At 74.2% G+C, this 19,916-nt stretch carries 15 protein-coding genes; 10 read left to right on the forward strand and 5 right to left on the reverse strand.

All coding sequences use genetic code 11. From position 1 onward, the window contains the following. Positions 1-44: 44 nt before the first annotated feature. The 8 genes from JNW98_RS11310 (at position 45) to JNW98_RS11350 (ending at position 13,208) form a co-directional block, all read left to right on the forward strand. Positions 45-2,609: a lantibiotic dehydratase family protein gene (locus JNW98_RS11310; RefSeq protein WP_223768018.1), complete on the forward strand. Its 2,565-nt coding sequence runs from the start codon at positions 45-47 to the stop codon at positions 2,607-2,609. Continuing rightward, positions 2,606-3,706: an NAD(P)/FAD-dependent oxidoreductase gene (locus tag JNW98_RS11315; RefSeq protein ID WP_223768019.1), complete on the forward strand. Its 1,101-nt coding sequence runs from the start codon at positions 2,606-2,608 to the stop codon at positions 3,704-3,706. The genes JNW98_RS11310 and JNW98_RS11315 overlap by 4 nt, the downstream gene beginning before the upstream one ends. Further along, a complete protein-coding gene (locus JNW98_RS11320; protein ID WP_223768020.1) occupies positions 3,699-4,253 on the forward strand; it encodes a pyridoxamine 5'-phosphate oxidase family protein in 555 nt (184 codons plus the stop codon). The genes JNW98_RS11315 and JNW98_RS11320 overlap by 8 nt, the downstream gene beginning before the upstream one ends. Further along, a complete protein-coding gene (locus JNW98_RS11325) occupies positions 4,250-6,682 on the forward strand; it encodes a lantibiotic dehydratase (protein WP_308015556.1) in 2,433 nt (810 codons plus the stop codon). The genes JNW98_RS11320 and JNW98_RS11325 overlap by 4 nt, the downstream gene beginning before the upstream one ends. Continuing rightward, positions 6,676-8,028 carry a TldD/PmbA family protein gene (locus JNW98_RS11330; protein WP_223768021.1) on the forward strand — a complete coding sequence of 451 codons (1,353 nt, stop codon included), beginning with the start codon at positions 6,676-6,678 and terminating at the stop codon, positions 8,026-8,028. Before JNW98_RS11325 ends, JNW98_RS11330 begins: the two co-directional genes overlap by 7 nt. Beyond that, positions 8,025-9,512 (forward strand): metallopeptidase TldD-related protein, encoded by a 1,488-nt coding sequence (locus JNW98_RS11340; protein ID WP_308015557.1) that lies wholly within the window; start codon positions 8,025-8,027, stop codon positions 9,510-9,512. Before JNW98_RS11330 ends, JNW98_RS11340 begins: the two co-directional genes overlap by 4 nt. Further along, a complete protein-coding gene (locus tag JNW98_RS11345; RefSeq protein WP_223768022.1) occupies positions 9,509-12,028 on the forward strand; it encodes a lantibiotic dehydratase family protein in 2,520 nt (839 codons plus the stop codon). Before JNW98_RS11340 ends, JNW98_RS11345 begins: the two co-directional genes overlap by 4 nt. A gap of 124 nt (positions 12,029-12,152) precedes the next feature. Further along, a complete protein-coding gene (locus JNW98_RS11350; protein ID WP_223768023.1) occupies positions 12,153-13,208 on the forward strand; it encodes a tetratricopeptide repeat protein in 1,056 nt (351 codons plus the stop codon). Between the two features lie 53 nt (positions 13,209-13,261). On the opposite strand, the gene JNW98_RS11355 is transcribed toward JNW98_RS11350, so the two are convergent. The 5 genes from JNW98_RS11355 to JNW98_RS11375 form a co-directional block, all read right to left on the reverse strand. After that, positions 13,262-14,035, reverse strand: a complete 774-nt coding sequence (locus JNW98_RS11355) for a glycosyltransferase family 2 protein (protein ID WP_223768024.1) — start codon at positions 14,033-14,035, stop codon at positions 13,262-13,264. 81 nt (positions 14,036-14,116) lie between these two features. Next, on the reverse strand, positions 14,117-14,653 hold the full coding sequence (locus JNW98_RS11360; RefSeq protein ID WP_223768025.1) for an NUDIX hydrolase: 537 nt from the start codon (positions 14,651-14,653) through the stop codon (positions 14,117-14,119). A 13-nt stretch (positions 14,654-14,666) separates the two neighbouring features. Beyond that, entirely contained in the window at positions 14,667-15,083 is a 417-nt protein-coding gene (locus JNW98_RS11365) for an NUDIX hydrolase (protein WP_223768026.1), read from the reverse strand. 310 nt (positions 15,084-15,393) lie between these two features. Continuing rightward, the gene (locus JNW98_RS11370) at positions 15,394-16,440 is read right to left on the reverse strand and encodes a DUF4034 domain-containing protein (RefSeq protein ID WP_223768027.1); all 1,047 of its coding nucleotides are present in this window, start codon (positions 16,438-16,440) and stop codon (positions 15,394-15,396) included. Between the two features lie 36 nt (positions 16,441-16,476). Beyond that, positions 16,477-18,177 (reverse strand): M48 family metallopeptidase, encoded by a 1,701-nt coding sequence (locus JNW98_RS11375; RefSeq protein WP_223768028.1) that lies wholly within the window; start codon positions 18,175-18,177, stop codon positions 16,477-16,479. A 337-nt stretch (positions 18,178-18,514) separates the two neighbouring features. On the opposite strand from JNW98_RS11375, the gene JNW98_RS36860 reads away from it, so the two are divergent. Further along, on the forward strand, positions 18,515-18,700 hold the full coding sequence (locus JNW98_RS36860; RefSeq protein ID WP_223768029.1) for a transposase family protein: 186 nt from the start codon (positions 18,515-18,517) through the stop codon (positions 18,698-18,700). Between the two features lie 831 nt (positions 18,701-19,531). Further along, positions 19,532-19,813 carry a hypothetical protein gene (locus JNW98_RS11385; RefSeq protein WP_223768030.1) on the forward strand — a complete coding sequence of 94 codons (282 nt, stop codon included), beginning with the start codon at positions 19,532-19,534 and terminating at the stop codon, positions 19,811-19,813. Positions 19,814-19,916: the final 103 nt, after the last annotated feature.

Below are 19,916 nucleotides of genomic sequence, written 5' to 3' on the forward strand. Positions count from 1 at the left end.
GGAGAGTTCGGACAGGCTCAGGAATCACGGATTCGGAGCATTTCATGACGCTCGGCCCGGTACCGGATCTCTCCGCCGGGACGGAAGAACCACCGGATGCCCACTGGCGTCCCGCCCCCTTGGCGCTGCTGCGCCGTACGGGCTTCCCGGTCCGGCTGGTCGAGTGCCTCGCCGACCCCGGCGTCGGCGAGGCACTGGCCGCGCATGCCACGGCCCATTCGTCCGCCGGGGCGACCCGGAGCGAGTTCCTGGAATCCGGGTTCCCGCGCATCGTGGCCGAGCAGGAGGCGGCCGACGCCCCTCGCACGGTGTTCAAGCACCTGTACCGGGTCCGCCGCGCCGTCGAGCGCGGCACGACGCCCTCGCAGGAGTCCCGGTCGGTCACGGCCGCGCTCGGCGGCGAGGCGGCCCGGTGGATGACGCGGCTCGCGGAAGCCGCCGACGCGCTGGACCGGTGCGAGGGCCGGCTCGAGGAGGCCGCCGCGCGGGCACTGGAACACGCCAGGACGCAGGTGTGGGGGTGCGCCGCCGATCCCCGCTTCCGCGAAGCCGTCCTGCTGTCCAACCCCGGGGCCTGGGAGCGCGTCCTGCGCCGGGCGGACGGCACCGCACCGGCGGTACGCAACTCCAAGGTTCGCAGGTCGGAGTGGCTGCTGTACGCGTACCTCCAGCGCTTCTGCACCAAGAACGAATCCGTCAGCTTCTTCGGCCCGGTCGACCCGGTGCGGGTCGACCCCGAGGGGCCGTCCCTCCTACTCGAACGCAGACCGGGAACCCTCCAGGCCCACTGGCTGCGCGCATCCCACTGGGCCGCGCAGGCACTCGCCGACCGGATCGCCGCGGATCCGGAGATCGCCGAAGCGCTGCCGCTGCGCCCGGCACCCGGCTGCGCCCTCTCCCGCGACCGGCGGCACCTCCTCCTCCCGACCGGCCGGCGGATCGCGCCGCCGCCCGCGGCGGTCGCCGCACTGCACGGCGCCGAAGCCGGGCTGACCCTCGCCGAACTGACCGAGAAGACCGGCCCCGAGGCGGCCGAGGCCGCCCGCGGGCTGCTGGACCGCGGGCTGCTGCGACGCGACCTGCCCGTGCCCACCGCGGTGGACGACCCGCTGGGTTGGCTGCGCCACGCCGTGGCCGCCCTTCCGGAGACCGGGCCCGCCCTTACCCGGTGGCGCGCCGAACTCGACGCCTTCGCGGCACTGGTGGAGGTATGCGGCGACGCGGACCCGGCCGAGCGACCCGCCGCGCTGTTCACCGTCGAGCAGCGCTTCGCCGACCTCTCCGGCCACCCCGCCCGGCGGGCGGACGGAGCCATCTACGCCGACCGCCTGGTGGTCACCGAGGACTGCCGGGGCGATGTGGTGGAGGCGTCGATCGGCGGCCGGCTGCTGGACCACCTCTCGCACGGGCTGGAGCCGGTGCTGCGCCTCTGCGCGAGCTACAGCCTGACCGTCGCCGACGCGGTGCTCCGCCGCGCCGTCGCGCTCCACGCCGAGCTCGCCGCGGGCGGGACCGTCGGGCTGCTCCCCTTTCTGTCGGCCCTCGACGGCCGCGTCCCGCTGGAGGAGGTGATGGCCGATCCCGCCGTCGTGGCCTTCACCGGCCGGCTCGCCGCCCTGGTGCGCTCCCACAGCCGTGAGGGGAGGGCCGACCTCGCCCCCGGGGACCTCGCCGGGCTGCTGCGCCCACTGCCTCCGGGGCTGAGCGTCTCCCCCGACGTCATGTTCGTGGCCGACGGCGAAGGCGGCCTGGGCGACCGGCCCCGGCTCGTCATCGGCGAGATACACCACGGCACCCAGGTGTGGACGCATCTGACCGCCCTCGCCCCGGAACTGCCGCGGGTGGCGGAGGGCCTCGCCGGCCTGCTGGAGGTCGACGGGCGGGCGCCCGCCGCGCTCGTCCACCGCCGCACTCAAGGCAAGGCCTTCGAACGCGACCTGCCGGGGCCGGACATCGAGGTGCTGGGCCGGTCCGCCAAGCCGGCGGGGCAGCGGGTGCGCGCGGCCGAGATCGACGTGGTCGCGGACCCCGGCGGCGCCCTGCGGCTGCACCATCCGGACCATCCCGGCCTCTTCCTCCGGCCCCGCGATCCGAGAGCGGCCTCCAGCTGGCTCTTCGGCCCGCCGCCGGTCGTGCTGCCCCCGCTGGACCTCGGGGCGGACACACCGCGCACCCGCGTGGGGGAGGTCGTCGTCTGGCGCCGCACCCGGCTCCTTCCCAGGGCGCGGTACGCGGAGTTGCTGGCCGCGGCCGGCCCCGCGGAACTGCTCCTGGCGGCCGACCGGCTGCGCCGGGCCCACGGGCTGCCCGTCCGCGGCTTCGTCCGCGTCCCCGGCGAACGCAAGCCGTTCTGGGCCGATCTGACGGAACCGCTCGGCCTGGAGCACCTGGCCCACCTGATCCGCTCGGCCGGCGACGGCCCCGTCCGGCACACCGAGCCGCTGCCCGACACCGGCCAGTGGTGGCTCGGGGACGAGCAGGGGCGCTACAGCAGCGAACTGCGCCTGACCTACTGCACGACCCCCTCCCCCTCCCCTTCCCCCTCCGCTCCCGCTTCCCACCCGCCCGCGCAGGCCCGAAAGGCGAAGCCCCGAAAGGCGAAGCAGTGAAACAGCGTTACGACACGATCGTCATCGGCGCCGGGGTGGTCGGTGCCTCGACGGCCCGCCGGCTGGCGGCCGCCGGAGCCGACGTCTGCCTGCTGGACGCCCACCACACCGGAGGCCGTGGCTCACGGGCCGCCGCGGGGGTCGGCGTCCCCTCGGTCCGGCTCCTCGGCGACCCGGAGATGCTGGCGTTCGCCGAGGCCGGCCGCAAACAACTGCGCGCGGACCTGGAGGAGTTGACCGGCGGGGAGCCCGGGCTGCTGCGGGTCGAGGCACCCGTGCTGCGGCTGGTCCGAGACGGCCGGCACCGGGCCGAGCTGGAGTCCGCCGCCGCCGGACACCCGGACCGGCTGGGCACGTGGCTCGAGGCCGGGCGGCTCGGCGAGGCGGAGCCGCTGCTGGACACCCGGCGCCTGCACGGCGCGTACCTCGACACCGGCGGCATGGTGCTGGACGCGGACGCCTATGTGACCCGCCTCCAGCAGGCCGCCTGCGCGGGCGGCGCCGACGTCCGGCTGGGTGTCGCGGTCCACTCCGTGGAACCGGACGCGACCGGGGTACGGGTGGCCACCCAGGCCGGTCGCCTGAGCGCGGACCGGGTGGTCGTGGCGGCCGGGGCCTGGTCCGGCGCGCTGGCCGGACTGCCGCCGCTGCCGGTGGCACCGCTGCGCGGGCAGATGCTCCGGCTCGACACCCCGTCGGCCGCGCTGCGGCACGTCGTCTCGGGCTCGGTCTATGCCGCACCAGCGCCGAACGGCACCGTGGTCGTCGGCGCGACCGAGGAGCCGGAGGGCCGCACCGAGGCGGTGACCCCGGAGGGCCTGCTGGTGCTCGGCGCCTTCCTCAGCCGGACGCTACCCCGGCTCGCCGCCGCCTCGCTGCGCACCGCCTGGAGCGGACTGCGGGCGGCCACCCCCGACGGACGTCCGCTGCTCGGACCACTGCCCGGCACCGACCGGGTCGTGGTCGCCGCCGGCCACGGCGGTCAGGGCCTGCTCACCGGCGCGCTCACCGGCCACGCCGTCACCGCCCTGCTGTGCACCGGCCACGACGAATGGTGCACCGCCTTCAGCCCGGACAGGACGTTCGCCGATGAGTGAGACCTCCGCGGACCGCCGAGCCCCCGCGGCCGATCCCGTACGCCTGGCCCGCGCCTGGGTCCACCGCAACCGGCTGGGCCGCCTCGCGACCGTGGGCCGCGACGGGGCCCCGCACGCCGTTCCCGTGATCTACGCCTACGACCACCGGCGGAACCTGCTGGTCTTCATGTCGGCACCGGGCACCCGCAAGGTCCGCAACCTGCTGGCCGACCCCCGGGTCTGCGTCGTGGTCGACGACGGGCAGACCCTGCGCGGCGCCCAGGTCTCCGGAAGGGCCCGGGTCGTCGACGGCGGCCCGGAGTTCGACGGACTCCAGCGGTACCTGCTGGAGCAGGGCCGTGTCACCCACGTCCGCCCCGCTTCCGAGCAGGTCGTGGTCGTGGTCGAGCCCGACCGCTGGGTCTCCTGGGGCCTGGCGGCCGCGGGGCGGGCGAGGCCCCGGACGGCGGCCGAGGCGGGCGGCGAGACGGAGCCTGGCACCGACAAGACCGAGGCGGGCCCCGGCGAAACCGCGCCGGGCACCGGCGAGGCCGGGGAGGGCCGGTGACGACGCCGGGGGCGCGCTGGGAGCTGCACCCGCACTTCATCCTGCGCGGCACCGGTTTCCCCTTCGCCCCGCTGGACAGCGTGTCCTTCCCGGAGACCAGTGACCGGATCGACGCCCTGCTCGACGCGGAGGAGGCGCTCAAGGCCGCGGCCGACGCGGCCGTCGCCCGCCTGCGCCCGCGCGAGGCGGTCACCGACGGGCGGCTGCGCAGGCGCCTGTGGAAGTCCCTGTCCCGGCTGCGCCCGCTGCCCGAGGACGAGGAGCTCGACGGGCTGGAGGCCCCGGCGCGGTCCCTGCTCGACGCCTACCGGACGGCCCACCACCGCCGGGAGCGGGCCGAGGACGAGGCGCGGCGCGTCTTCGGGCGGGAGCTCCCCGCCCGCCGGTCCGCCCTGCACCGGCTGGCGGGCGACGAGCGGTTCCGGGAAGCCGTCTGGCTGTCCAGCCCGCAGATGTACGAGCGGGGCCTGCGCCGCTACCTCGCCACGGCCCCGGACACCCCGCGCACCGGCCCGGTACGTTCACTGGAGCGTCAGGTGGCGGGGTACCTCCAGCGCTTCTGCGCGAAGAACGAGACCGCGTCGTTCTTCGGCCCGATCAACTACGGTGACTTCGCCGAGCCCGGTGACGAGGTACCGCGGGCCGGCGGTGTCACCCGGCGCCACGCCTATGTGGCGTACTGGGTGATCCGGGCCCTGGCGGATGTGATCGCCGCGGATCCGCAGGTGCAGCCGTACCTGCGGCCCAGGCTGTCCCCGCTGGTCCGTTTCGACGCCGCCGGACCCACGCTCACCCTCCCCGACGACCGGGTGGTCGAGGCGCACGGCCCCGCCGCCGCGGTGCTCCCGCTGCTGGACGGCAAGCGCACCGTGGCCGACCTGGCCCGTGAGTCCGGCCTGGACGAGACCGACGTCCTGACCGAGCTGCGGCACCTGACCGGGCAGCGGCTGACGCTCCTCGGCGTCGACCTGCCGGTGACGGAACCGCGTGCACTGGAGGCTCTGCAGGAATGGGTCGACGCACTCCCCGGTTCCTGCTCCAGCCGGGCGCCGTGGCAGCGGCGCCTCGGCGCCCTCCACGCCCGCCAGGAGGAGTTCGCGCGGGCCGGATTCGACCGGCGCCGGGAGCTGCTGGCCGAACTCGAGGAGGAAGTCGTCCGGTTGACCGGCCATGCGGCCCGGCGGTCCGGCGGGCAGCTGTACGCCGACCGGCTGGTGGTCACGGAGGAGTGCCTGGGCGAGGCGACACCACTGCATCTGGGCGGTGAGGTCCTCGCCGCGTTCACCCGCGAGTTGGCACCGGTCCTCGATTTGCTGGCCGCCGAGGCCGTGGCCCGGCACGGCGAACTCACCGAAGCCGTCCTGGACTTCGTCCCGGCACTGCGGGACGGGCGGCGGCTGCCGCTGGTGCGCTATCTGGCACGCCCGTGGCAGCGGCTCGCCGAGCCCGAACCGGGGCCTCGGCCCTGGCGCGCCCCGATCGAGTCCCGGCTCGCGGCCGACCCGTCCGGTCCGGTCCGCCTGGAGGCGTCCGACGTGCCGGTCGACGAACGTCTCCTGCTCGGCCGGGCGTTGCTGTGCTCGCCCGATGTGATGCTGGTGGCCGACAGCCTGGAAGCGGTACGGGCCGGCGACTTCACCCTGGTCCTCGCAGAATCGCACGACACGATGCTGCTGTGGGGCTGGGCGCTGCAGTTCCTGGCGTCCCCGGAGGCCGGCCGGCAGGCGGGGGCGGAGCTGCTCTCGCGGCTCGACACCGACCACCCCCTGGCCAACATGCTGACGTCCAAGCGCGCGAAGATCGTGCCGTTCGAGTTCCCCGGACCCACCCTGGAAGCGGCCCAGCCCAGCAGCCGCCGGGACGGCGAGACGATTCCCGTCGGCGAGGTGGCGGTCGGCCGCGAGGACGGCCGGCTGCTGCTCCACGCGGGCCGGCGGGAGGGACTCCTGCTGTACAACGGGGAGTTGGAGTCCGCCGCGCACAACGTCCTGTCGCCGCCCCGGGTGCGCCCGGTCGCCTTCGGCGGGCCCGACCGGCGGCACGTGCCACGGATCACGGTGGGCCGCACCGTCGTCCAGCGGGAGTCGTGGCGGGTCGCCCGGGAGGAGCTGCACGATCCGGCGTACGACCGGCTCCCCGGTGAGGACCAGGCGTTCGCGCTGCTGTGCGCGGTGCGCCGGCTCGCCCGGACCCACCGGCTGCCCCGCTGGGTCTTCGCGAAGATACCCGGTGAGCGGAAGCCGGTGCTGCTGGACACCCAGGGACTGTTCCTGACCGAGCTGCTGCTGCACCTGAGCGAACCCGGCGCTGAACTGACCCTGTCGGAGATGCTTCCCGGTCCGGACGAGCTGTGGCTGACCGGCCCGGGCGGCGGCTACTGCGCCGAACTGCGGCTCAGCGCCGTCCGGGTGAGGGAGCCGCGGTGCTGACCCTCGACCCCGGCCTCGCGGTCCGTACCGCCGAGGCGGCCGCCGGGCGCGGCCGCCTCGCCACCGTCTTCGCCGAGGCCCAGCACCTGTACCGGGCGGTCGCCGACGGCCCGGACGTGCAGTTGTCCGTGCACAGCCGCGGCGGCACGGGACTGTCGTGCGTGTCGTCCGACGGCGTGCGCCACCGCCATCTGCCGTCGGTCGACGACGAGACGCTGCCGCTGCTGGTGGCCGCGCTGCGCGATCCCGGCCCCCCGGCCCCGCCCGGCCACGGCCGGCCATGGCGGTACGAGCACGACCTGGACGCGGCCGAACGGCTCGCGGAGCTCGTCGCGCTCGCCTCCGAGACCGTCTCGCTCGCCGAGCCCGGCGTGACCGTCGGCCGGGTCTCCGGCGAGGCCCTGGTCAGTACGGTGTTCGTCGCCCGCGAGGACGGCCTCGTGCGCGAGGACCACCGCACCAGCCTGGAACTGCGGATCTCCGCCCTGGCCCGGCGGGGCGACGCCACCGCTCGCGCCCTGCGCGTGGTCAGCGCCGAGCGGTACGGCACGGTGGACCGCGGCACGGTGCGGGCGGCCGCCCGGAGTGCCGCCGCGGCGGCGGCGCGCAACCTGGACGCCGTCGACGTTCCGGTCGGCGAGCTGCCGGTGGTGCTGGCGGCGGGCGGACCCGCGGCGCTGCTGCACGAGGTGTGCGGCCACGGCCTCGAGGCCGATGTGGCCCGGCATCCCGGCTCGGCGTACCACGGCCTGATCGACCGGAAACTCACCACGGTCCCGCTCACCCTGATCGACTCGCCGACCGCGCCGCACGGCGCCGGCCTGTACCGCGTCGACGACGAGGGCGAACCGGCCCAGGAGGTCACCTTGATCGCCGACGGAGTGCTGCGCTCGTACCTGCACGACCGGCGCACCGCCCTGAGCGGTGGCGGCCGGGCGCACGGCCACGGCAGAAGGCTGAGCTACGCGCACCCGGCGCTGCCCCGGATGAGCAGTACGTATGTCGCGCCGGGTGCCTGCCCGGCGGAGGAGGTCATCGCCTCGACCGCGCGCGGGCTGTACGTCGAGTCGATCCTCTCCGGCGAGACCGACATGAGCTCCGGCCGGTTCAGCGTCCGCGTCACCTCGGGCAGGCTGATCGAGCACGGGCGGCTGACCGCGCCCGTCCGGGAGACCACCCTGGCCGGGACCGGTTCCGAGGTGCTCGCCGGCATCGACCTGATCGGCGACGACCTGCGGTTCCTGCCGTACGGCTACCAGTGCAACAAACTCGGCCAGTTCCCGCTCACCGTCTCGGTGGGCCAGCCGACGCTGCGCGTGGCGAGGCTGGCGGTGACCGGGCCGTGAACCTCCCGGCGCACCTGACGACCACCGGTTCCTCCTACCCCGCCGACTCTCCCTCCCCCGCCGATTCCTCCTCCCCCGCCGGACGGTATCTCGACGACTGCCGCGCCCTGCTCGACGCGGTCGCCCGGGCCGGGATCGAGGTCGCGGACCTGCACGGCGTCCGGGAGTCCCTCGACGCGCTCACGGTGTCCGCCGACGGCGGCCGCGCCGAACGCGCCGGTGTGACCGTCACCACCCGCCTGCGCGTGTGGCTGGACGGCCGGCAGGCCACGGTGCTGCTCGCCGACCCCGCCGCCGCCGACCCGGAGGAGACCGCGGCGCTCGCGCGAGCCCTGGCCCGCCGGGCCACCGCCGCCCCGGGGACGGCGTCGCCCGCCGTTGTGGACGGCGCGCCGACCGTGACGGACGGCGTCCCGGCCGTGACGGACGGCGTAACGACCGTGACGGACGGCGTAACGACCGGCCTGTTGCCGGGGCCGGCGGGCACCGAGGCGCCCCTTCCCGCCCAGGACCGCCTGGCGCCGCTCGTCAGGACGCTGGCCGCGCGCCGGAGCGGCCCGGCGGCGCTGGGGACCGAACACGTGCGGACACACCGCTGCACGGTCATCGCCCGGACGCCGGAGCGGGCGGTCGGCTTCGAGCACGTCCAGCACCATGTCTGGCACTGGCGGGAGGGCCTGGGCGGCCACCGTCTCGACGGCCTCACCGCGCCCGCCTTCGCCGACCTGGACTTCGCACGGCTGGACGACAGGACCGACGAGTTCCTGGCCCTGCACACGGCCCTGCACACGGCCGTGCGGGAACCCCTCGGGCGGCAGGGCCGGATCCGGGTCCTGCTGCGCCCGGAGGTCGCCGCCCACCTGGTGCGCAGCCTCGGATTCCTGCTGTGCGCCGGCAACGTCCTGTCCGGCATGCGGCCGTTGCTGGAGCGGATCGGCCGCCGTATCGCCGCACCCGCCGTGACGCTCGTGGACGACCCCCTGCTGCCCGGCGGGAGTGAGTCCGCCCCGGTGGACGCGGAGGGCACGCCGACCGCCCGCGCCCTGCTCCTTGAGGAGGGGCGGCTGCGCGGCTTCCTCACCAACCGGGCCGGCGCCGCCGCGCTGGGTGTCACCCCGACCGGCGCCGCCCGCTGCCCCAACCTGGCCCGGCGCACCCTCGAAGGCCCGTCCAACATCCTGCTCGCCGAAGGGACGGTCTCCCCGGCCGAGCTGCGGGACCAGCTGGACGACGGCCTGGAGGCGGTCGCCGTCACGCAGCCCGGGCGCATCCGGGGCAGGCGGGGCACGTTCGTCACCGAGGTCCTCGGCTGGCGGATCCGCGGTGGCCGCCGGGTCCACCCGGTGGGGCCGGTGCGCCTGTCCCTGGGGATCTTCGAGCTGCTGCGGTCCGTCGAGGCCACCGGGAACGACGCGGTGGCCTCCTATCTCGCGACCGGGGCGAGGACGCCGAGCGTCCTGGTCGGCGGCATGGAGGTGGGGTGAACATGACCTGGCTGCTGCACAACCGGCTGGTCCTGCGGACCACGGGAGTCCCCTTCGACGTGCTCGACGACCTGCGGCTGCCGGACACCGCCGCCGCGCTCGAAGCGCTCGGGACCGTCCGGCGCGCCCTCGAACGGCACCGTGAGGCACTGCTGCGGGAACACTTCCCGGCGGCCGTGCGCTCCCTGTCCGCCGACGACTCGGCCGCCCGGCGCCGCCTGAGCCGGCAGCGCTCCGCCGTCGGGCGCGGCCGCCCGGCACCGGCCGTCGAGGAGGCCGGGCAGGGCGGGCTGGCCTCGCAACTCCTCTATTGGAACGAGCTGTTGCGCGAGGAAACCGCGGCGGCCGAGCGCGCCGCGGCACGGCACGCGGCCGAGTTCACCGACTGCCGCGCCCGCCTGCACCGGCGTGCCGCCGACCCGGCCGTACAGGAAGCGGTCCAGCTGCTCAGCCCCGATTTCCACACGGCGCTGCGACGGTACGCCGAGACCCCGCCGGCCTTCGCGGCGGACGGCTCCGGCGGGCGCGACGCCCGGAGGGTCGAGCTCCGTCTGGCCACCTATCTGCAGCGGCTGGCCGCCAAGAACGAGACCAACGGACGCTACGGCCCGGTCGACTACGGGCGGCTGCTGCCGGAGGCGGCGCCACCGCTGCTCATCCGGCGGGCCGCCGAACCGGGTCGCGTCACCGTCTTCTCCACCGCCCGGCTGGCCGGCGCGGTCGCCATGGCCGTGCGGGCGGACCCGCGGATGCGGCGGCACCTGCGGCCCCGCCGGTCGGTCACGCACCGGTTCACCGGTGACCAGGCGGTCAGCACCGTCACCGGCCGCACTCTGTCCCTCTCCGGCCCTGACGCCCGGCTGGTCGCCCTCTGCCACGGTGACCTGACGTGCGAGCGACTCGCCGAGAAGCTCGGCGAACCCTGGGCCCGGACCGCCGACCGGGTCGAGGCCCTCGTGGGGCGCGGGCTGCTGGCCGTCGCGCCGATGTTCCCGCCCGACACCGCGTACCCGCTGGCCGCCATCGCCGGCCGGTTGTCCACGCTGCCCGCCGACGACGACGCCGTACGCGCATGGCGGAAGTCCGTCGGGCGGCTGGAGACCCTGGTGGCGCGGAGCGGCGTGTCCTCCGGCGAGCCGGACGCCCGGGCGCGGAGTGAACTCGCGGCGCGGTACGAGGAGTTGTCCGGGCAGTCCGCGCGCCGAGGGGCGGGCCGGGCGTACGCGGACCGCGCGCTGGTCTTCGAGGAGGCACGCGGCCGGCTGGACCGCTTCGAACTGGGCGCCGCTCCGACCCGGGCCCTCGGCGACGGGCTGCTGCCGGTGCTGGACCTGTGGCGGACCGCCGCTCTGCTGCGCCGCTGCGATCACCAACGCCGGTGCGGGCAGCTGCTGGAGTCCCTCGGTACGGACCGCCTCCCGCTGCTGGCCTATCTGCGCGCGGCGGCCGGCCGGCGGGAGCTTCCCGCCGATGAGCCGCCTCCCACGGCCCTCCTGGACGACCGGTTGCGCGGGCTGCTCGCCGGCCGCGAGGACGACCGCCAGGTGGAGCTGGGCGCCGCCGACGTGGCGGCCATCGCGGCCGACGCCCGGGAAGCCGCCGCCCGCTCCGACCGTCGGGGCGCCGCGCTGCCGTCCTTCACCTCCGTCGACGTCCTGCTCGCGGCATCCGACGAGGCCTCCATGGCCCGCGGCGCGCACACGCTCGTCGTGGGTGAGGGGCATGCGCCGCCGCTGCTGTCCGTCTTCCCCACCGACCACTTCCGCCGCGAGCGGGAGGGCGGCGAGGATCCCATCGCGGCGCTTCTGCGCACGACCTGGTCGGACGCCGGGGTGCGGGTGGGACAGGTGGTGATCGCTAGGGACACCAAGATCTTCGCGTACCGGCTGGCCGACGTGCTGGTGGAACTGCGCCCGCACCTGGAGCGGGCGGACCTCGCCGTTCCCGCGGCGCACCTGGAGGTCCGGCGCACCTCCGAAGGCTGCCTGCTGCACGACTCGGACGGGGTGCTGTTGCTGCACCCGCAGTTGCGGCGCGGTCCCGGCTTCGACCCGCTGTCCCCGCTCACCCTTCCCGCCGTGGAGGACCATCCGCTGGTGCTCGGCGGCCACACCCCCCGGCTGACCATCGGGGGCGTCGTCTACCAGCGGGAACGATGGCAGACGGCCGGCCTGCCCTGGGACGCCTCGCTGAGCGGCTTCGGGCTGCTGCGGGCCGCGCACGAGTGGCGCGGCCGCAACCGCATGCCCGAGTACGTGTACTACCGCGTCCCGGAGGAACCCAAGCCCCTGCTGCTGGACTTCACCAGCCGGCACCTGGTCGAGGTCTTCCACCGCCACGCCGCACGTACCGCCGGGCCGGTGACGCTCACCGAGATGCTTCCCGGTCCGTCGGACCTGTGGCTGCGGTCCCCCGCGGGCCGGCACACCTTCGAGCTCCGCGTCTTCGCCGTGCACGGCGGGGGCTCGGACGCCGCGGCCGGCGGCTGGGGGATCCACCGCACGCCGGGCGGCTGATCACCCGGAGCCGGTCCGCGAGCACCGGCGGCCTGCCGTACGACGACGCGGTGACCGGCCGGCCGGAACCTCACTCGCCCCGTGCGAGCACCGCTCGTCCCCCGACTCGCGCCAGGAGGCATCCGTGAACCTGTCCGTCGCCGTACTCGCCCAGGTGCCCGCCGAGGCGGCCTGCCTGCGCGTGACGCTCCCCCGGTCGGCACGGCTGGGCGATGTCACCGTCTTCTCGCTCGGCGCCGGGCCGGAAGTGGCCGCGGTGGCCGGGGAGCACAGCACGCGGGTCGTCGACGTGCCCTGGGCGGACCACTACGGACAGGCCCTCTCGGACGTCCTCGCCGCCCTCTCCGGTACCCGGCTGCTGGTCTTCGCCGACGAGGAGCCGTCCGTGTCCGAACAGCAGCCGGGGCCGGCCTCGCAGGAGTGGACCGGGCGACCGGCCGCGGTCGGGATCGTCCACCGCACCTCCGGCACCGACCACTACCAGGAGGAGCGCGAGATCCGGCTGGCGCCGTCCGGTGACGTCCTGTCCTTCACGGATCGCGTGTACCGCAAGGCGGTCGCCGGCGGTCGGGAGCTCGACCCCGACCGGGCCCCGCTGTCCCCCTTCACCCTCGTCCACCATCCGGCCCGCTGGGAGGGCCTGGCGGTGCAGCGCGTCCGGCGCACGATCCGGGTGGTCGAAGCCGGGCTGGCCGAGGAACCGGACCGGCTCGACTACCGGTTCAGGCTCTTCCGTGCCCACTGCTCGCTGCACGACTGGGCGAACGTGGTCAGGACCGCCGAGCACTGGGCGGACCTCGCCCCCGCCGACGACGCCAACCGGCCGGTCGTCTCCTACTACCTCGCCTGCGCCGCCGTGGCCGGCCGGAACCCGGACGCCGCCCGCCGCCACGTCGGCGACGCCCTCGACCGCGCCGGGACGTTCGCGGACGCCTGGTACCTGCGGGGCGAACTCCTGATGCAGAGCGGCGACGCGGCCGGCGCCGAGCAGGCCTTCCGCACGGCGGCCGGACTGGGCACCCGCGCGCACCCGGTGGCGGTCGAGGACCTGAGCCTGGCCACCTGGCGCCCCCGCCTCGCCCTCGCCGCCCTCGCCCGGAAGGCGGGCCGCGAGGCCGAGGCCCGCGCTTGGAAGGCGGAAGCGGCGGGGCTGCGGCATCGGGGGGCGGGGCCCCGCTGACGGGTCGCGGGACATGGTGGCGCCCCGAGCTCCTTGAGCGTCCGTGTACTGAACTAAATGCGCGAGTTACGCACCGACTGCCACACGTCTCCGGCCAGCGCCCGCACCGAACGAGGGACCGAGATGCCCTCGTGTTCGCGGTACAGCATCCAGTTGTAGCGGACGAGGGAGGCCTTGTTCGAGGACAGCGACCCTGGCCGGCCGGCCCGGTACACGGCCAGTGGCTCGGTCAGTCCCCGGGCTTCGAAGCCGTCTCGGAGGATGCTCAGCCACAGGGCGTAGTCCTGGCGTTTCGGCATTTCCGGCATGAGCCGCGTGCCGAGGACCGTGCGGTCGTACATGGCCGTCAAGGCGCCGATGTAGTCGCGGCGGAGCAGCGTGCGGTAGTCCACGCGCGGCCGGGCCGGCACCACCCGCCCGTTGGGAACGAAGTCCGCGGCCTCACCGGCGTAGTCGGCGTCCATCTTGTAGTAGGACGTGTACGTCAGCGGCGCGTCGTCGGCCTTCGCGAAGGCGAGCTGGCGCTCCAGCTTCTCGGGCAGCCACATGTCGTCGGAGTCGAGGAAGGCGACGTAGTCGCCCCTGGCCCGCTCCATGGCGAGGTTGCGGGCGCGGCCTGCGCCGCCCTGCTCCGGTGCCGCCTTCGCCAGGACGCGTTCGTCCTGGCGGGCGAGGTCGCGCAGCAGGTCCATCGAGTCGTCCGTGGACGCGTCGTCGGTGATCAGCAGTTCGAGATCGGTGTGGGTCTGCGCCAGCACCGACCGGACTGCGGGGCCGAGCGTGGCCGCCGCGTTGTGTACCGGCATCACCACAGAAACCAGGGGCACGGAGATGTTCCTTGGGGTCGTCGTCATGGTTGTCGTCGCCCGCCAAGGCTACGTGGCGGGCCGATGTCCGTGGAGGGTCGGTCAGCTCCTGCGGCGGGCGTGCATGAGGAGGGCGGCGATGGTGGCCCCGTAGAGGATACGTCCGTCCATCGCGGCATCGACCGCTTCATCCACGGGCCACCACTCCACGGTAAGGCCGGTCTCCGTCGGAGTGAGCGCCTGGGCGCCGAGGGTGAGGCCGGTGGCTGTGTAGAGGTGGAGGCGGGCCACGTTGTGGGTCATCAGCGCCATCTCAGCGAGGGGGCGCCAGGTGGTGGCGGTGACGCCGGCTTCCTCGGCGAGTTCGCGGCGTGCGGCTTCCTCGGGGGTTTCACCGGGGTCGATGGCGCCGGCGGGGACGGTCAGTACGGTGCCGTGGACGTAGGTGGGCTGCCGGACGAGCGCGATACGCCCTTGGTCGTCCTCGGCCACGGTGGCGGCCCCGTCGGGCACCTCGACCACGTGAAAGGTGTCACGGGCGCCGTCGGGCCGGACGACGGCGTCCTCGTGGACGCGGAGCCGGCCGTGTTCGAGGACGGTGGTCCGGGAGGCCTGTGACCATGCGGGGATCGCCGTCAAGATGGTCTCCTCGTCAACGGGATCGCTGCCCGTACCAGGTGGCGATGGACCTCTTGTAGCCGTCGGGCATGTTCAGCCCCGGCACTTCGTCGGCCGCGAACAGGCCGACCTCCTTGTGCTCGTGGCTGACGACCGGCTTGGCGTCCGGGGTGAGTACCGTGCAGCCGTAGGTGATGATGACGACGCGGCGGCCGGGGATCGGCTCGTAGAGCCATACGCCACCGTCGATGAGCGGGCCGGCGGCCACCCGCCAGCGGGCCTCCTCCCACAGTTCCCGCTCGACGGTGGCCTCCGGGGTCCGGTCGCCCGGCTCCAAGCGGCCCCCGGGCAGCTCCCACTCGTCCCGTTCGTTGCGCAGCAGCAGGACGCGCTGCCGGCTGCCGAGGGCGACGGCTTTGACGGAGACGGGCCAGGTCGGGAGCGTGGTCATCGGTCCTGCCCTTCGGGGAGCATCGCCGGTCGACGAACACGCGGAAGGTAGCACGCCGCACGTCGCACGCCAACGCTGCGGATCCGTACAACTGGGCAGTGCCTGGTGGCTTTTTGACGAGGTAGCGGAGCCGGTTTGTCCACGCCGTAGGCAGTTGGCCTTCTGGTCGTCCGGTCCGGCGATCGTCGCCTTGACGGAGCGTCGTCGCGGGCGGGTGCGGTTGGCGCGGTCGGAGTAGGCGTTGTCGCCGTGGGCCCGGTCCGGGCGGGTGCACGGACGCACCGTCCCGGACCGGTCCAGGTGCAGAGCGTCAGCGCCTCGCCTGGCGAGCGCCGGTGATCGCTCCGTCGCGGTAGCCGCAGAAGGCCAGCTCCGGCTTGGTGTAGTGGGTCCAGGGGGCGGCGCCTACCCACCCGTCCAGCAGGCGGAACTGCTCCACCGCCTCCGTGTACCGCTCCTGCTTCGTCAGGAGGTACGCCAGGAGGTGACGGGCGTCGGCCAGCCACGGGTGGTCGGGGCGGCAGGCCGCCACGTCCATCAGCGTGGCGTTGATCATGGTGGTGAGGTGGACCGAGCGGTAGGCGACGTCCGGGGCGTCGTCGTCCAGGTGGTGGTACCAGTACTGCAGCGGGAGCATGGTCATCAGGTTGCCGGGCGGAGCCGTGCGGGCCGCCGTCCACGCGAACTCCAGGGCGAGTTCCTCGGATCCGCACCATCGCGGGAACCAGTACGACAGCGCGCCCGAGTGAGCCCCGTAGTGGTACGGGGCACGAGAGGTGATCTCCGTCCACAGCTTCCGCATCTCCTCGTGCGAGGCACCCGTGCCCTTGTACAGCGGGATCCTGGCGACGTACGGGGTCGGGTCCTCGGGCGCGGCCAGGGCGGCGGCCCGGGCGAAGTCCTCCCGTGCCTCCTCCAGCACGCGGTGGAAGCCCATGAACTGCTCGGCCGTGGTGTCCTTGGCCCAGGCGGTGCCGCGGATCTGCCAGGCCACGGCCACCTTCGCCTCGGCCTTGACGAGCGCCGCGCCCGAGTCGCCGGGGCGGGCGGCCTCCCAGGCCCGCAGCCAGGCGTCGTCCTTGGCCGCTTCTTCGGCGATGATGCCGGCCAGTGCCGAGCGCCGTTCCCAGTCGGTGCCCGTCGCCTCCAGCGCCTGGGCGGCGGGCTGCCAGTCGCCCCGCTCCAGGGCCGCCACCACGGCGATGGCCTCGTGATCGGCGAAGGACCGGTCCACGTTCTGCCGTTCCGGCGGCAGCCAGCCCTCGGCGGCCAGTCGGGCGGCGGACGGCGTGGCGCGGCGCTTCCTCCAGACCCAGATGACGACGGAGACGGCGATGACGATGAGGGACAGCAGCATGCGGGAATGAATCCGATCGGGTGTCGGTGGCAAGGGTCAGCAGTGAGGGGCGGCCGGCGAGGACGTGCGCAGGAGGTCGCGCAGCGATGCCGTGTCGGGGACGTCGTCGACGGCCGGCCGTACGGCCCGCGCCACCGCCTCCTCCGTCGTGTCGCCCGACGGCAGCAGCAGGCGGGCGGGCTCCGACCAGGACAGCTCCCACCGGGCCCGTGCCGTTTCGGCCAGGGCCAGTTCGGTGAGATCACGCAGTCCTGCGTACAGCGCCGGGCGCAGGAACTCGCGGGCGGCGCGCCCCGTCGCCCGGGCCGCCTCCGGGGACTTGGGCAGGTGGCCGGCGATCCGCCACAGCCGCCCGTCGTCGACGGAGTCGAGGAACGCCGTCAGGTCGGCGGCGGCGTCTCGTTCGCCGGCCGGTGCCTGCGTCACCTCCGCTGCCGCGAGCGCGTCCCGCAGGGGGCGGGCCCCCTCGGCGGTCAGCGCGTACATGGCCCGGTGCGTCAGCTCCGGCCAGTCCAGCCGTTCCAGGGCCATCGCCTCGGGCGTGAGCACGGCGTTCTCCAGCTCCGCGAGGACGTGCTCGGGCTCGCGGAGCAGCGCGAGCGCGGGGCGTGCGCCGGCCTCCGCGGCGCGGCGTTCGTCAGGCAGGGCTTCGATCAGGCGGATCCGGTCGGTCAGCGGTGGGTGGGTGTCGTACGGGGACGGCTCCGGCGCCGGTGGTTCGCCGCGTAGCGCGGCCAGTTCGTCCTGGCGTCCGGGAGCCGTGAGCAGGTGGCGCAGCCCGCCGAAGACCTCGCCGCGCGGCGGCAGGAGTCCGGCCCGTACGCCCAGGGTCGCGTAGCGGGACATGTAGAAGTCGTGGGCCGCGTCGAGGACGGCGGTCTCGCGCAGGGCCGAGGCCGTGGCGTCGCGGCCGGCGATCCGCGCCGCCGCCCGGTCGGCGGCGAGCTCCTGCGCCCGTGCGGCGCCGTGGCTCGCCCGCAGGTAGAACCCGGCGTAGGCGAGGAAGGGCCGGGCCATCAGGCGGTAGGTGAACCCGGCGCGGCCGGTCTCCGGCTCCGTCTCCTCGCCCGTTCGGCTGTCGTCCCCGCGCCCCTTGGCGATCGTCTTCTCCCGGCCATCCGGACCCTCGCGGCCCTCATGACCCTCGCGGCGGGTGCGTGCCTTGTCGATCCGCTTGTGCTCCCGCTCCCGGAACGTCTCCACGGTGCGCAGCAGGCTGTCGCGGCCGCGGTGGGTGATGCCGGCGAGCCGGGTGTCGGTGTTGCCGTAGTGGGCGAGTTCGTGGGCGAGCACGGCGTGCAGCTGCGGTTCGGTGAGTCCGGTCAGCAGCGGTGCTCCGATGTAGAGGCGGCGGGTGCCGGGCCGCAGGCCGAGGAACCGGGTGTCCTCACCGACGCCCGCGTTGGCGTCCCCGGTCAGAAGGATCGCGTCGGGCGCACGGGTGCCGCAGCGCTCGGCCAACGAGCGGACAGTGCACCACAGTTCCGGCTGCCTGGCTGCCGTGAGGGGCAGTCCGGCGATGTCGGCGTGCCCCGGCCCGCCGAGCGCGAGGGCACCTCGGACGACCGGTATGCCGAGCAGCACGGACAGCCCGGTCACCGGCGCGGCGACAGCGGCGGGAGCCCACACCCAGGCCGCGGCACACGCGCCGAGGAGCACGCCGAGCAGAGCCGGCGCGAGCAGATGGAACCCGGCCAGCAGGGCGAGAGCGCGTAGGGCGCGCAGAGAAGTGCCCACTGGGCGGAACCCTCCACAGACGTTCCGGCGAAATCGTTACCAGAGGGATCATATGTTCGATCAGGTGCCAGGTGGGCGAAATTCCGCGCGGCGCCTATTTGCCCCGTTCCCCGGCCTCTCCCTGTGGCCGTCCGACGCCGCACTGCGCACCGGTTCGCGGACTGTCGGCGGTGACGCCGGCGCGCGGTACCGCCCGGCCGCCGGCCCGGCGATAAACCGTGTGCGCCGTGCCCGGCCCCCGGCACCCGAGGGGCTGCGCCTGGGCGGCTTTGTCGTTAAGTCGCGAGAACGCCTGTAACTCAGCACGGAGAGCTGCTCGTCGGGGAGAGTGACGGCAATGAAGGATGACCGCGAGGCGATTCGGATCGGTGTCGCACGCAGGCCTACCGGTGCCGAGTACCCAGGCTGCGGAAGGCGGTCAAAGCGGATTCGTGGTTCCTACGTGCGGTTGCCTGCTGATTTACCCAGCGCCGTGAGGCGTGTGGCCCTCCGCCTGCGGGCCCCGCCGGTTCGCCAGCGCTGACGCCTCCTGCCGACGGCAGACCTTCGCTGGGCAGGTTCACGGGCCGACCCGCCGCTACGGTGACGCTTGGTCCCAGCAGAAGTTGAGCCGAGTCAAATTTCACCACCATTCACATGCTTTTCGTTACGGCGTGATGCTGAAACCACCGTCAGGTGTTCTCACTTGAGACCTACGCAGCCTCCTGAGCGAGTTCACCGGCAGACGCTGACGCTCCGTGAGCGTGTATCTTCCCCTCAATCTGGGTGTCAGGCACAGAGGGCAGGGCGCTGTGCGGGTCCAGGGGGAGGAAGGTGTCGCGGCCGGGGAGCCACCGGGGCCAGCCGGGGGCTCGCACCGGGGCCGAGCCCACGTCGAAGACGTCGCCGAGGCGGGTCTGGGAGTCCCTCGTCGCGGGTGAGCTGCGGGACCTCGCTCACGACCTCGGCTGGCAACTCGCAGGCATTGTAGAGATGTTCGGCGCTAAACAGACTTCCGAGAGGACCAGCTCCACACACGCCAGCGAGACCCGGTCCATGAACGGCCTCCAGCCCTCAGGCGACTGGACGACGACAGGCGGGTCGACGTCGCCCAGATCGCCCGGACGTACGCCCCAGAAGGCGCACCCCTGGTTCTCGCTGCCAAAGCACAGCACACCGAAGGGCCTCGTGCACGAAGAGTTCCGAGGGAGGCAGCATCGGGTCCTGATTCTCGAACCACTCCGAACGGCGGCCGTAGAGCAGGTATGCCTCACGCAGAGCGGTAGGCAGCGACAGACCCAGCCGGCCTTTCGTGTGCCGAAGCTCTTCCTCGCCGAAGCCATCCCCATCGACCAAGGGTGCATACCACCCGGCCGTGAAGGCCCGGATGAAGGCCCATGCCTCCCACCGGTCCGACGTGCCGTCGAGCATGGCCACAGCTGCATCGAAGTCGCCCACCATGCGGTGGAACGTATCCCGTTTCGCGCGTAACCGACTGCCGCCTGGCTTTCACCTCGCCTTCCTGCAGGAGCTGGAGGCGGCCAGACGGGACGAATACGACGTCGACCACGTTCTGGAGGCCAAGTGGGTCGTCGAAGAACAGGCATGGCGGTGGCGCGTACGTGACCTTGAGAACCGGGATCCAGGCGAGTTCTGAACCGGTGACATCAGGGAGGGCTTGGCCGCTGAGGCGTCCAGGCCCTCCCTGATGCGGACTGGCCGCTAGCTGTACTGACCGGGCACCTTGATTGAGAACAGGG

Source organism: Streptomyces huiliensis, from assembly GCF_020037025.1.
GTDB classification, from domain to species: Bacteria; Actinomycetota; Actinomycetes; order Streptomycetales; family Streptomycetaceae; genus Streptomyces; species Streptomyces huiliensis.